Raw genomic sequence first — 14,367 nt, 5'->3', positions numbered from 1 at the left:
TTAACAATTTTCAGGCCTAAATCATAAAGATGGCTTCACAAAAAATATATATTCTCGGCATTGAATCTTCCTGTGATGATACGGCCGCAGCTGTTCTTTGCAACGGCAAAATACTTTCCAATGTTGTAGCCACCCAGGAGGTCCATAAAAAGTATGGCGGCGTGGTGCCAGAACTGGCTTCCAGGGCGCACCAGCAGAACATAGTGCCGGTGATCCACGAGGCTCTAGATCGGGCCGGTATCACCAAAAAAGACCTTACAGCCATTGCTTTCACCCGCGGCCCCGGGTTAATGGGTTCGCTCCTGGTAGGTACTTCTTTTGCGAAATCTATGGCACTTGGTCTTAACATTCCGCTGATAGATGTGAACCATATGCAGGCTCACATTCTGGCGCATTTCATAGAGGAAGAAGGTTTTGACAAGCCTGAATTCCCCTTTTTAGCCCTAACGATCAGCGGAGGACATACCCAGGTGGTCAAGGTTTCCGATTATTTTGAGATGGAAGTCATAGGACAAACTTTGGACGATGCCGTAGGAGAAGCCTTTGATAAAAGCGCGAAAATTCTGGGCCTTCCCTATCCCGGCGGGCCTTTGGTAGACAAATATGCCCAACAAGGTAATCCAAAGGCTTTTCAGTTCCCTAAACCAAAAGTGGGAGACCTTAATTTCAGCTTTAGTGGGCTCAAAACCTCAATTCTTTACTTTATTCAGAAGGAATTAAAGGAAAACCCAGATTTCATTTCCCAGAACCTGGAAGATATCTGCGCTTCAATTCAGCATACCATCATCAATATTCTCATGGATAAGATGAAAAAAGCGGTGAAGCAGACAGGAATTCGGCAGATCGCTATCGGCGGTGGCGTTTCAGCCAACAGCGGAATAAGAAAGACCCTGAAGGAAGCCGAAAAGAAGTACGGGTGGAAAACTTTTATTCCGAAGTTTGAGTACACCACAGACAATGCTGCGATGATCGCCATCGCCGGACATTATAAATACCTGACAGGCGATTTTGCAGACATGGAAGTCACTGCCAAAGCCCGGATAAAAATGTAATTTTATGCAGTTATTCTACCATCCAGAAGTGGCTCCGGGAGACAAGGAAGTGGTCTTTCCTCGCGAGGAAAGCAAACATATCGTAAAGGTCTTGCGAAAGAAGGAAGGAGACCAGTTACACCTTACCAACGGGAAAGGATGGCTCTTTGTGACCGAACTTATCGCCGCGAACCAGAACAGCTGTACGGCAAGGGTCTTAAGTTCTGAAGAAGCCCCGCCCGCCCCCTATCACCTGCATATGGTTGTGGCTCCCACCAAAATGAACGACCGTTACGAATGGTTCCTGGAAAAGGCTACTGAGATAGGTGTACAAGAGATCACCCCTGTAATTTGTGACCATAGCGAAAGAAAGGTGGTGAAGCTGAACCGTTACGAAAGGGTTTTGCAAAGCGCATTAAAACAGTCATTGCACACTCGTTTCCCTGTGTTGAACGAGCCCGTATCTTTTACAGAGCTGGTAGAAAGAGAAATCCCAGGGCAGAAATTCATTGCCCATTGCGAGGAAGATGCCGAAAAGAACCTGCTTTCAAAAAGACTGAAAAAAGGAGCGCAGGTGACGATACTGATAGGGCCCGAGGGAGATTTTTCACCGGATGAGATCAGTACCGCCTTGAAGAATAGTTGGGAAGCGGTAAGTCTTGGCAGCAGCAGGCTTCGTACTGAGACAGCTGCCATAGTGGCCTGCCACACTGCCGCCCTTTTGAACGAAACTGAATAAACCTGTTCGGCATTCTCTTTATTTCTTATTTTTACGTTTTACAGCATGAAAAAAGTCCTGCTCATCTTGATATTTTTACCCGCTACTTTAGTGTTGCACGGGCAGGAGATCGCCGTTCTTAAATATAAGGGAGGTGGTGACTGGTACGGCAATCCTACTTCTTTGCCAAATCTTATAAAGTTCTGCAATGAAAACCTTTCCACTTCCATAGATCCCGATCCTGAAACCGTTGAACCGGGAAGCATTGATATTTTTCAATATCCCTTCGTGCATATGACCGGCCACGGAAATGTTTTCTTTACTGAAGAAGATGCCGAAAACCTTCGGAATTATCTGATGAGCGGCGGTTTTCTGCACATTGACGATAATTACGGAATGAACGAATTCGTAAGAAGGGAGCTCAAAAAAGTATTCCCAGAGAAAGAATTAGTTGAACTTCCAACAGATCACCCCATTTTCAGCAGCGCTTATCCCTTTCCTGAAGGTCTTCCAAAGATCCATGAACACGACAGAAAACGGCCCCAGGCTTTCGGGATCTTTGAAAAAGACCGGCTCATTTGCCTGTTCACGTACGAAAGCGACCTGGGAGACGGCTGGGAAAATGAACAGGTACACAATGACCCGCCCGAAGTACGACTGAAAGCGCTCCAAATGGGCGCGAACATCATCAAATACGCGTTTCAGAATTGATACAGTTATCTCACGATGCCATTCCTTTTAAGGAAAAGAAATTCCCCATTGTTCTAGTGCTGGATTCAATTACCGGTCCGGCGAATGTGGGCAGTTTGTTCCGGCTGGCAGATGCCTTCAGTATAGAAAAAATGATCTTTTGCGGCAGCAGTTTTTCTGACCTTAACAGCAGCAGAGTAAAAAGAACGGCACGAGCCACTATCAAAAATGTTATTTCTGAAGAACAGGAAAGCGCCGTCGATGCCTGCAGGAAACTTGCTCAAGAAGGTTACAGCATCCTTGCCCTGGAGATAAGTGAAGGGAGTTTACCTGTTGATTCCCTTAAGTATGACAGGTTCGAAAAAATAGCGCTTGTCCTGGGAAATGAAAATTCAGGTATCGACGAAGAGGTCTTAAAATTAGCCGATGAACATCTGCATATCAATATGTTCGGAAAGAACAGCAGCATGAACGTGGCGCAGGCCGCCGGCATCGCCCTGTTCGAAATAACAAAAAGCCTGCAGCCAGTTAAATGAGAAATAATATATTTACTTCGTGAACGAGAAAGAGTTATCCTACGGAATTTTAAGGGCCATTGGTATTTTGCTCGGGGTGGTATTTCTGCTGTACTTCCTCTATGAGATACAATCTGTCCTCCTGTATATCGCGGTTGCCGGTGTAATTTCGCTGGTGGGGCGACCGGTGGTCATCTTTCTGCGCAACCGGTTAAGGCTTCCCAACAAGATCGCCGTGGTCATGGTTTTACTGCTGGTGGTTTCCATGTTCATTGGACTCATTACCATTTTCATTCCTATCGTGGTGGAACAAAGCAAGAACCTGGGGCAGATAGATATGGACGCTTTTACTCGCGATCTTAACGAACTAAACACTCAGATAAACAATTACCTGGGCGTGGATGAAATTGACATTATTGAAGGGATCAAACAAACGGAATTCGCCCGTAACTTTGACCTTTCTACCATTCCCACTTACCTGAACAATTTCTTCGGAATACTGGGAGCGGCTGCTATCGCCGTATTTTCAGTGATCTTCATCTCCTTCTTTTTCCTGAAGGACAGTAAGTTAATGCTGAACAGTATCCTGGTCTTTGCGAACCAGGGCCATGAGGAGAAATTCCAGAGGGTGTTCAACAAGATCAAGATCCTGCTTTCCCGTTACTTTGTAGGCCTCACTTTGCAAATAACTGTACTTTTTGTTCTCTACAGCATCCTTCTTTCAATCTTTGAGATCGATAATCCAATTGCTATTGCGTTCATCTGCGCATTTCTTAATATCATCCCATACCTGGGGCCGATAATCGCAGGGATTCTGATTTCACTTTTCGTGATCTCCAGTAACCTGGGAGCCGATTTCCAAACCATCATCCTGCCGCAGCTTATTTATGTAATGTCTGGTTACATTATTTGTCAGCTTATCGACAACTTCATCAACCAGCCGCTTATTTTTGGAGCGAGTGTACGTTCTCATCCCCTGGAGATCTTCCTGGTGATCCTTATCGCCGGATTAACTTCAGGAATTATGGGAATGATCGTCGCAGTGCCTTTTTATACCGCCATAAAGGTGATCGCCAAGGAATCTTTGAGCGAATATAAGATCGTGAAGCGATTAACACGCGATCTGTAGATGAATAATTCTCTTTTGCATAAAGAGGTCCAAATTTACCTGGAAAAAAACTTCAGGGAAGATGTATCAAAAATAGTTTTTAAAGGGAGCCCTTTTCCCGGCGTATCTGCACAGGAACTGGCCGTACAACTTACCGGAAAGAAAAAAGCTGAAAAGAAACTCCCCACCTGGTTCAAAACGCGCGGAATAATTTATCCTCCAACGTTAAACCTGGAACAGACCTCTTCAGAGACAACAGCCGCGTATAAAGCTTCTCTTATAGAAGGCAATTCTATTGTAGATGTTACCGGTGGCTTCGGAATTGATTCCTATTTCTTATCCCGAAATTTTCAAAGGGTGATCCACTGCGAACTGAATGAAGAACTTTCTGAAATTGCCTCTCATAATTTTGAAGTCTTGGGTGCTGAAAATGTCTCAGTTTACCTTGGGAACGGAATAGAATTTATTAGAAATTCCTTTGAACTTTTTAACTGGATCTATATTGATCCTTCCAGGAGAGACGATGCCGGCGGAAGGATCTTTCAGCTTTCTGATTGCCTGCCCAATGTTCCGGAAAATATAGATCTGCTTTTGGAGAAAGGAAAAAATATACTTATAAAAACCTCTCCCCTCCTTGACCTGAAAGCCGGACTACGGGAACTGAAAAATGTTCATGAAATACACATTGTCGCCGTTGAAAATGATGTGAAAGAGCTTTTATGGATTTTAAAGCAGGAGCCTTCCGAAGAAATTAAGATCAAAACCATCAACTTTGGAAAAAAGGAAAGGCAGGTTTACGAAAATTATTGGGGCAATGAACATACAGTGAGGTTCAGCGAGCCTTTGGCCTACCTGTATGAACCGAATGCTGCTGTAATGAAAAGCGGACTTTTTGATGCTATTTCCGAAGATTTTGCACTTTTGAAACTACACACAAACTCACATCTCTATACTTCCAAAGAGCTAAAGGATTTTCCCGGAAGACGTTTTCATGTCCTCAAAACCCTTCCATTCAAAAAGAAAAAGTTGAAGGCAGAACTTGATCTGAAGAAGGCGCATATTACCACCCGAAATTTTTCTGAAAGCGTGGCAAGTTTGAGAAAACAGCTTAAGCTGAAGGACGGGGGGGAACATTACCTGTTTTTCACCACTCTCAAAAGTGAGGAAAAGATAGTACTTGTCTGCAAAAAGGTCTAGAATTCCTTATTCCAGCGGAAGTTTGGTATCAGAAAACTCTTTTCCTGCCATACCCCCATTGATCTTTCTGAAGATGTTCCTGGGAAGAATATAAAAAAGAGCGATCCCCACGAACCATATATTCAAAAGGGTGATCCTGGCTACATCACGAAAAGGTTTAAAATGGGTAACCCTTTCGTCTGGATCATACAACACCTTTACCGGAAGGTTCTTTACCTCCACACCCTCCCAGGCTGCCTTTACTATCACCTCAATCTCCAGTTCAAATCTACTGGTAAAAAGATCTAATTGATTTACAGTTCTTACAGGATAAAGCCGGTAACCACATTGGGTATCCTGCAACTTGACACCTGTTTCGACCCAATACCAGAAACTGGAACATCGGTTGCCAAAACTGCTTTTTTGGGGAACGGAGGGATCATCCATTTTTCGGGAACCGATCACCAGTAGTTCGGGGTCGTTTGGAGCCTTTTCCTCAAGAGCATTAAGAAAAACTGGAAGATCGTCGGGAAAATGTTGTCCGTCTGAATCCATGGTAATGGCATATTCATAACCTGCTTCTGCAGCTGCTTCAAAACCTGTCCTTAGTGCATTTCCCTTGCCTTTGTTTCTAGGCAGATCGATCACCTGCAGCTGATTATAAGCATGAAGAACTTTGGGGGTGTGATCTGTAGAGCCGTCATTCACCACAATTATATTGGCTGTATAGTTCAACACTCCCTCAAGAACCCGCTTTAAGGTTTTCGCGTTATTATAGGTAGGGATCAAGACACAACATTGAAGGGAATCGAATTTGGACTGAAGTAATGGTTCTGTGTTCAAGAAAATCGGTTTGTTCTAAATTTAAGAAATTCAGCCGATTCAGCATTGTGCCCTTCGTTAAAATCTGGATAGGTAATTTGATCAAAGAACAGCCTGTTCAAAATAAAGACCGGACAAACTGAGTCTGCCCGGTCTCTTTCATTGTACTAACTTGATCCTCTTCAGTTTCAAACTAAAGTAAACTCAACTTAATTCTACTGGTACAACCACAGTCGCACTATGTTCAGCAATTTATCAATGTTCACCGGTTTAGTGAGATAATCATTGGCTCCTGCCTCGAGGCTTTTGGCCTTGTCTTCGGGCATTGCCTTAGCGGTCAACGAAATTATAGGCAGATCCTTAAAGGCATCATATTCCCTGATCTGAGTTGTGGCCTCATAGCCGTTCATAACAGGCATCATTACATCCATCAACACCACATCTACATCCTTTTCTTCTTCTAATTTCTCAATGGCAAGTTTCCCGTTTTCCGCAACGACCACCTTCATGCCAGACTCTGTAAGGGCTTTGGTAAGCGCATAGGAATTACGCTTATCATCATCTACCACCAATACCTTTTTGTCCTTTAAAAGGTGTTTGGGGTTGTGCAGGTCGGCCATTATTTTCTTTTGACGTGAAGACAGTTTGTTCTCGTCACTATGCAGGAATAAAGACACCTCATCTAAAAGATGTTCTGGTGTAGAAGCACCTTTGATCAAGATACTGTCGGCAAATTTATGCAGTTCTTTTACTTCCTTTTTCGTGAGCTCTTTACCGGTATACACAACGACAGGTACGTTGAAGTCTTTCTTACCGGAATTGAGCTTTTTAAGCACCTCAAAACCGGTTATATCAGGTAATTTGAGGTCAAGGATGATACAATCAAATCTTTGAGACCTAATTGTGTCCAATGCATCCTGTCCCGTAACTGCTGTAGAAATATTGATCTGCTTATTCTGCAAAGTACTTCTAATGGCTTTAAGAGACGCCTCATCATCTTCAACAATTAGAACTTCCTTAGATAGAGAATCGTGCAGTTTCTCAATCCTTTTGATGGTATTCTCAATATCTTTATTGGATACAGGCTTAAAACTGAAGCCCATTGCACCTTTGCTGAGGGCCTCATGTCGATGATCTTCTTCTGAAGTGAAAAAGACCGGAATATGCCTGGTTTCCAGACTGAATTTCAAATGATCCAGAACAATGAGCCCTCTCATATCGGGCAAAGGCTCACTCAGAAATATTCCATTTGGCTGATATTGAGCTGCCAGTTTCATTCCTTCTTTACCATCTTTTGCAAAAAGCAATTTGTAACCGTCTTTTCGAACGACTCTTCTTACTAACTGACCAAAAAACCTGTCTTCATCAATTATCAGTAAAGAATTTTCAGAAGCTTTTAAATTATCCCTGTCATCAGGAATATGAGCTTCAGGTATGTCCTCAGATTTCTCCTTCTCCAAATCAATAACCTTACTCTCCTGGGAAATGGAATTCTTTGACTTGCTATAAGAGGAGATCGCATCATCCATCTCTTTGATTGGTGCACTATTAAGATCTGTAGGCACATAGACTTTGAAAATACTACCTTTTCCTTCGGTACTTTCAATATGTATCTCTCCTCCCAATAATCGCGAAAGTTCCCTGGAGATGGTCAATCCTAGTCCTGTACCACCATACTGGCGGCTAATTCCTCCTTCGGCCTGCTGAAAGGCCTCAAAGATCATCATTCGTTTGGCTTCAGGAATTCCAATTCCGGTATCTTTTACTGCAATTTCCAATACTTCGGAATGAGGCAGGGTGATCTCCCTGAAATTCACTCCTGAACCAGGTTTAGAGATAGACACGCTTACCGAGCCTTTTTCCGTAAACTTTATAGCGTTAGAAATCAGGTTTTTAATAATCTGTTCCAGGCGTTGCCCATCTGTTACGATTCTTTCGGGCACGTTTGCCTTCCGCTGAATAGTGAATTTAAGCTTTTTCGATTTCGCCAGGGGCTCGAACTGGTTTTGCAGGTTATCTATCAGGTTTTCTATAAGGATGTCTTCCGGGTGTATCTGCAGCTTACCGGCCTCTACTTTAGAAAGGTCCAGAATATCGTTAATAAGGTTAAGCAGGTTTAAACCACCTTCGTAAATAATGCTGGCCGATTTCTGCTGGTCTTTATAAAGGTTTCCTTTTCGGTTATCACTAAGGTCCTTAGAAAGTATGAGAAGACTGTTAAGTGGTGTTCTCAGCTCATGAGACATATTGGCCAGGAATTCAGATTTGTACTTACTGGCAAGCTCCAGTTCCTTGGCTTTGCGCTCTACTTCAACCCTGCTTGACTGCAGATCCTCTTTCTGCATCTCAAGATCCTTGGTTTTGGACTCCAGGTCATCATTTGCCATCTGCAACTCCTGACTCTGAATTTTCAGCTTCTCCTGCTGATTCAATAATTCTTCAGATTGACGCTGAGACTCCTCAAGCAGGTCTTTCATTTTTTCCCTATCGAGGGATACGTTGGTCGTAATCGCAATGTTCTCTCCTACTGATCGTACCAGTTCCAGCTGGTTGTCATTAAAGGCCTTAAAAGAACCAATTTCTATGACTCCTCTTACCTCGCCATCTATCATGAATGGCTGCACGAGAATATGCCTTGGCGTCTTTTCTCCCAGCCCTGACGAAACACTGATATAGTCTGTAGGTATACCCGAAAGTACGATCGGTTCTTTTTCTGAGGCAGCCTGCCCAACCAGTCCTTCTCCAAAATCGAAAGTTGTTTTAAGGGATTTTCTATGGGTAAAGGCATAAGAGCCGGTCATTCTCAACTGCTTCTTATCGTTATTCTTTTCAGCCAGGTAAATTACACCCACCTGGCCGTCCAGGTATTTGGTCAGGTAAGAAATGATGTTCTTGGAAAGGGTCAACAGATCCTGCTCTCCACGCATCCTGTCGTTAAGCCCCGCCTGTCCCGTCTTGATCCATGCTTCATTCTCGTTCTCTTCAGAAATTCGCTTAAGGTTCTCGGTCATCGAGTTTAGAGCGATCCCCAGTTGGTCGGCCTCACTACGAAGCGGCATTTCTATCGAGAAGTTACCTTCTGCAATGGTATTGGCGGCTTTCACAATCGTGGTGAATGAGTCCACCATCGCGTTAATGTTGTTCTTAAGCTCCTGAACCTCACCCTTAACTTCCACGTCGATCTTTCTAGAGAAATCTCCTCGAGCAAGTGCGGTAGATACTCCCGCAATATCCCGTACCTGAGAGGTAAGGTTACTCGCCATCTGGTTCACATTATCGGTAAGATCTTTCCAGGATCCGGCCACGTTAGGCACTTCTGCCTGTCCACCAAGAATACCTTCGGTCCCCACCTCACGTGCCACGTTGGTTACCTCATCTGCAAAAATGTTCAGGGCGTCCACCATTCGGTTAATGGTGGTAGAGAGTTCAAGTACTTCCCCTCCTTTCCCCTGTTCAGAAATCTTCTGAGAAAGGTCACCGTTCGCAACCGCAGTGGTTACCGAGGCGATCTCCCGCACCTGAGTGGTAAGGTTAGAGGCCATGGTGTTCACATTATCGGTCAAGCCTTTCCAGGTACCTGCAACGTTCGGCACTTTTGCCTGACCTCCCAGCATACCTTCGGTACCCACCTCACGTGCCACACGCGTTACTTCCGCGGCAAAAACGTTAAGCGAGTCCACCATCTGGTTGATCGTATCCTTCAGTTCAGCAATTTCTCCTTTTACATCAATAGAGATCTTTTGAGAAAGGTCCCCGTTCGCTACCGCGGTGGCCACGTTGGCGATCTCCCTCACCTGGCTGGTAAGATTACTCGCCATGGTATTCACATTTCCGGTAAGATCGAGCCATGCTCCGGCCACGTTAGGCACTTCTGCCTGACCACCCAACATTCCTTCGGTCCCCACCTCACGGGCCACACGGGTTACCTCGTTAGAAAGAATGTTCAGCGAGTCCACCATCGTGTTGATAATGGTAGAGAGCTCCAGTACTTCTCCTCCTTTTTCTTCTTCGGAAATCTTTTTGGAAAGATCCCCGTTTGCCACCGCTTTGGTCACCGATGCAATTTCCCTCACCTGTGTGGTAAGATTGGATGCCATGGTATTTACGTTCTCGGTAAGTTCCAGCCAGGCACCACCTACGTTCGGTACTTCTGCCTGACCACCCAGGATACCTTCGGTACCCACCTCACGAGCCACACGGGTTACCTCATCAGAGAAAATGTTCAGGGAATCCACCATCGTGTTGATGGTCTCTTTCAGTTCTGCGATCTCCCCTTTGGCTTCAATAGCAATCTTTTGTGCCAGGTCACCTTTGGCAACCGCGGTTGCCACATTCGCGATCTCCCTTACCTGTGTGGTAAGATTAGATGCCATGTAGTTCACATTATCGGTAAGGTCTTTCCAGGTTCCCGCTACATCAGGCACTTTCGCCTGACCCCCCAGAATACCTTCGGTACCCACCTCACGTGCCACACGCGTTACCTCGTCAGAAAAGATGTTCAGCGAGTCCACCATCTGGTTAATGGTATCTTTCAATTCGGCGATCTCTCCTTTTACATCAATGGTAATCTTTTGTGAAAGGTCACCATCGGCCACCGCGGTCGCTACGTTGGCGATCTCCCTCACCTGAGTAGTAAGGTTACTCGCCATGATATTCACATTATCTGTAAGATCCTTCCAGGTTCCTGCCGCACTCGGTACTGTTGCCTGGCCTCCCAGTTTTCCTTCGGTACCTACCTCACGGGCCACACGAGTTACCTCCGCAGCAAATAACGTCAGGGAATCAACCATGCTGTTGATCGTATTGGAAAGGATCAATACCTCTCCCCCTTTTCCTTCTTCGGTAATCTTTTGCGAAAGATCTCCCTGTGCCACCGCGGTCGTTACCGATGCGATCTCCCTTACCTGGTTAGTCAGGTTGCTCGCCATGGTATTTACATTATCGGTAAGATCTTTCCAGGTTCCGGCCACATCTGGTACTTCGGCCTGTCCTCCCAGTTTACCTTCGGTTCCCACCTCACGTGCCACACGGGTTACCTCATCAGAGAAGATGTTCAGCGAGTCCACCATCTGGTTGATAGTATCTTTTAATTCCGCGATTTCTCCTTTTACGTTAATGGATATTTTCTTTGAAAGGTCACCATTCGCTACCGATGTTGCTACTCCAGCGATCTCCCTTACCTGTGCGGTAAGATTAGATGCCATGGTGTTCACGTTCACCGTAAGATCCTTCCAGGTTCCTGCAACGTTTGGTACATTTGCCTGGCCTCCCAGTTTTCCTTCAACACCCACCTCACGTGCCACATTGGTCACCTCAGCAGCGAAAATGTTCAGGGAGTCCACCATTCGGTTAATGGTTGTCGATAATCCAAGTACTTCCCCACCTTTTCCTTCTTCGGTAATTTTCCTGGAAAGGTCACCATCGGCCACCGCTGTGGTTACTCCGGCGATCTCCCGTACCTGCTCGGTAAGGTTACTCGCCATCTGGTTCACATTATCGGTAAGGTCCTTCCAGGTTCCGGATACGTTTGGTACACTTGCCTGTCCTCCCAGTTTTCCTTCAACACCCACCTCACGGGCAACCTGGGTAACCTGTTCAGCAAAAATGTTCAAACTTCCCAGGGTTCGGTTGATCACATCGGCCATGGCCCGGAAATCTCCGGTTACCGTAAGACTAAATTTGTCTTCCAGTTTTCCTGCTGCAATACTGTTAAGAATTCGGCTTACCTCAAGTACCGGTTTCGCGATCGCCTCAATAAGAATATTAATGTTGTCGATCATGTCCTTCCAGACCCCGCTGGAAGCTTTGAATTCAGCCCTTGCATCAAGGTTACCTTCAATACCACCTACACGTGATATACGGGACACCTCGGTACTTACACCCCCAATCATCTCAACCATCGTGTTATAAGCTTCGGCTACATCGGCAAACTTATCATTACGTTCTTTGGAAAGTCTAACAGAAATATCTCCTTCCCTAAAGGCCTCCAACGCAAATATAAGTCTGTCAAGCTGCTCATGCACATAATCGCTGTCCTTGAACATTTCCTCATGGGCTACTCTTTTTGACTTTTTAACTATGGGACGTTTGGTTGGGGTAACTTTTTGAGAAGTGGTTTTTGTTTTTGTCTTGGGGGATGTTGTTCTTTTTGCCATTTCAAGAAGGGGTTATATTATCTGAATTCGAATATCACATTGATTTTTCTGAATGGACCGTAAAAAAAGGGCTTTATATCTAAAGACTATGTGAAATTTTTGTGAAAACTGGTAAAAAAATTTTGTGATAACATCGGGAATCCTACGACAGGATAAATGTATACCACTGACTTTTAGAAGATAACTCCCCTTTTTACATAATTTTTTTAACATTAAGATTATAATTTTGTTTTCTGTCTATTTGACCGTACTTGGAGTTTATAGTTTTATGAGTACTTTTGGCAAGCGACAAAGCATCCAAAAAAATTATTCTATTGGGATGTTCAGAGATTTCTGTTGAAAAGATTGTTGCCCCTAAATTTGACCGACATCAATTCAATAAAAACATTCATATGAATAAAATCTTACTAGTTGAAGACGATTTTAACCTTGGGGACATACTCAAGGACCAGCTCGAAATGAACGGCTATGACGTGAAGCTTTTGAGGGTGCCAGCTCAGACAGTCGAAACACTTCAGGCAGAAAAATTTGATCTGGTAATACTTGACAAGTTGTTGAGCGGAACTGACGGAACTGAAGTTTGCAATATGATCAGAGAAACAGAAGGGGTCTCCCAAACTCCAATCCTCATGATGTCAGGCTTTGATGGCGCCCAGGAAGTTTGTATTTCTGCCGGCGCTAATAATTTTATTGCCAAACCTTTTTCTGTGGATGACTTTCTGCAAAGTATTGAAGCTACAATAAATAAAAAGGAAGCTTAGTACAACCTGTTTTTCGCTTTGATCTTAAACTAATTTCGGGCCCGGAGAGATCACTCCGCTGGTAAGACATTTAGCAACTAGTTCGGTCGTATTCGTGCATCCGGTTTTTCGCAGGATATTTTTTCTATGTGTTTTAATGGTGTGAGGTGAGAGATTAAGTTCCTTTGCAATTTGATCGGCACTTAAGCCTCGCGAAAAACTGTTCACTATTTGCTTTTCTCTTTTGGTTAAAAAAGTAGAAAAATCTGAGTATTCAGCATCTAACACTTCTGGATCAAAATTACCCTGGGAGATATCAACATTAAAATAAGATCTTCCACCGTGCAAATGAATAAAAGAAACAGTATTCGTACTTGTAACCTGGAGATGAGACACGTCGGTTTGAAGGCAGAAAACATGTTCCGGCGTTCCATTTTCTAAAACACTTAAAGGAAAAGCCTGATACAGCATTTTCCTTTTCTTTCCTTCCCCGTCCAGCATTCGATAGGTAAACATATTCTTATAAGCCCATACCTCTTCCTTTTTCAAAAATGAGGTGTAAAAATCACTTATAACCTTACTTTTAAGTTTAACGCTCTCAATCTCTTCGGAGACCACTGTTTGCAAAAGATCTTGCAATTTAATTTCCCTTAGGCTCTTACTCACAAAATCCTTTACAGAATCTGAAACATATTCCAGTTCAAAGTTATATATATTAACCACATAAAAATAGGAGTGGCCGGGGGCGAAAAGGGATGCGAATCTTTTAAAATACTCAGATACCTGAAAAGGACGGTATTCTTTCACCTGACTGGAGTACTTTTCCTGCCAGTAATCTGAGATCTGTTTAAGTTCCTTTTCCATACATTCCAAATTATAATTTTATATTAAGAGTAGTAAAATAACGAAGCTTTTCGAAAAGAGGAAAGAAAAAAGCCTCCGGAAAAATTCTGAAGGCCTTTGTGTCAAATACTTTTTGGCGCAATCGAAAACCGAATCTATATTTTATCCCTAATAAAATACCGGAAGTTCACCCCTACTTGAACTTCCTAACAGATCCTCAAAAATTGCTTAACTCAATTATTTAACGGGGCTAAGATAGAAAGGTGTAGTTTGTGAAAAAATACCATTAAAGAGGTATTTTTTAGCGGCAAAGCTCTCAGGCTGCACCTGCACTACCTTTTTTGTAGATCCTGCAGCTTAAAAGCAAGCGTTAGATTTGCGCCATAGAAAACCTTTCACTTTAGTGAATGAATAATGTTTGTCGAAGTAGCAGACCAAGCATCGGGGGAACCTGCGGCATTTTTATTTTGTAAAAAATAAAAAAGGCTCCGCATTACCATACGGAACCTTTTTTAAGTCGGGGTGGCAGCCCCGAAGCATCGGGGGAACCTGCGGCATTATTATTTTGT

10 protein-coding genes are annotated in these 14,367 nt (G+C 43.9%); 7 read left to right on the top strand and 3 right to left on the bottom strand.

The features are described 5' to 3' along the window. Positions 1–29 precede the first annotated feature (29 nt). From tsaD to BLS64_RS06360, 6 genes are read left to right on the top strand one after another with little or no spacing between them, the layout of a single operon-like run. Positions 30–1,052 carry a tRNA (adenosine(37)-N6)-threonylcarbamoyltransferase complex transferase subunit TsaD gene (tsaD, locus tag BLS64_RS06385; protein WP_093112675.1) on the top strand — a complete coding sequence of 341 codons (1,023 nt, stop codon included), beginning with the start codon at positions 30–32 and terminating at the stop codon, positions 1,050–1,052. Between the two features lie 4 nt (positions 1,053–1,056). After that, a complete protein-coding gene (locus tag BLS64_RS06380; RefSeq protein ID WP_093112674.1) occupies positions 1,057–1,770 on the top strand; it encodes a 16S rRNA (uracil(1498)-N(3))-methyltransferase in 714 nt (237 codons plus the stop codon). Between the two features lie 45 nt (positions 1,771–1,815). Next, a complete protein-coding gene (locus tag BLS64_RS06375) occupies positions 1,816–2,460 on the top strand; it encodes a DUF4159 domain-containing protein (protein WP_093112673.1) in 645 nt (214 codons plus the stop codon). Continuing rightward, positions 2,457–2,975 carry a TrmH family RNA methyltransferase gene (locus tag BLS64_RS06370; protein WP_245693383.1) on the top strand — a complete coding sequence of 173 codons (519 nt, stop codon included), beginning with the start codon at positions 2,457–2,459 and terminating at the stop codon, positions 2,973–2,975. The genes BLS64_RS06375 and BLS64_RS06370 overlap by 4 nt, the downstream gene beginning before the upstream one ends. 19 nt (positions 2,976–2,994) lie before the next feature. Further along, positions 2,995–4,083, top strand: coding sequence for an AI-2E family transporter (locus tag BLS64_RS06365; protein ID WP_093112672.1), 1,089 nt, complete (start codon positions 2,995–2,997; stop codon positions 4,081–4,083). After that, positions 4,084–5,259 carry a THUMP-like domain-containing protein gene (locus tag BLS64_RS06360; RefSeq protein WP_093112671.1) on the top strand — a complete coding sequence of 392 codons (1,176 nt, stop codon included), beginning with the start codon at positions 4,084–4,086 and terminating at the stop codon, positions 5,257–5,259. Positions 5,260–5,265: 6 nt separating this feature from the next. On the opposite strand, the gene BLS64_RS06355 is transcribed toward BLS64_RS06360, so the two are convergent. Then, the gene (locus tag BLS64_RS06355) at positions 5,266–6,081 is read right to left on the bottom strand and encodes a glycosyltransferase family 2 protein (protein ID WP_093112670.1); all 816 of its coding nucleotides are present in this window, start codon (positions 6,079–6,081) and stop codon (positions 5,266–5,268) included. Positions 6,082–6,275: 194 nt separating this feature from the next. Continuing rightward, the gene (locus BLS64_RS06350) at positions 6,276–12,215 is read right to left on the bottom strand and encodes a HAMP domain-containing protein (RefSeq protein ID WP_093112669.1); all 5,940 of its coding nucleotides are present in this window, start codon (positions 12,213–12,215) and stop codon (positions 6,276–6,278) included. A 392-nt stretch (positions 12,216–12,607) separates the two neighbouring features. Between BLS64_RS06350 and BLS64_RS06345 the strand changes: the two genes are divergently transcribed. Next, the gene (locus tag BLS64_RS06345; protein WP_093112948.1) at positions 12,608–12,976 is read left to right on the top strand and encodes a response regulator transcription factor; all 369 of its coding nucleotides are present in this window, start codon (positions 12,608–12,610) and stop codon (positions 12,974–12,976) included. Between the two features lie 24 nt (positions 12,977–13,000). On the opposite strand, the gene BLS64_RS06340 is transcribed toward BLS64_RS06345, so the two are convergent. After that, on the bottom strand, positions 13,001–13,819 hold the full coding sequence (locus BLS64_RS06340; RefSeq protein WP_093112668.1) for a response regulator transcription factor: 819 nt from the start codon (positions 13,817–13,819) through the stop codon (positions 13,001–13,003). Between the last annotated feature and the right edge of the window lie 548 nt (positions 13,820–14,367).

The organism is Salinimicrobium catena, from assembly GCF_900102915.1.
In the GTDB taxonomy this organism is placed as follows: Bacteria; Bacteroidota; Bacteroidia; order Flavobacteriales; family Flavobacteriaceae; genus Salinimicrobium; species Salinimicrobium catena.
Note: the sequence above shows the minus strand (reverse complement) of the source record. Positions and strands in the feature narration are given on the sequence as shown.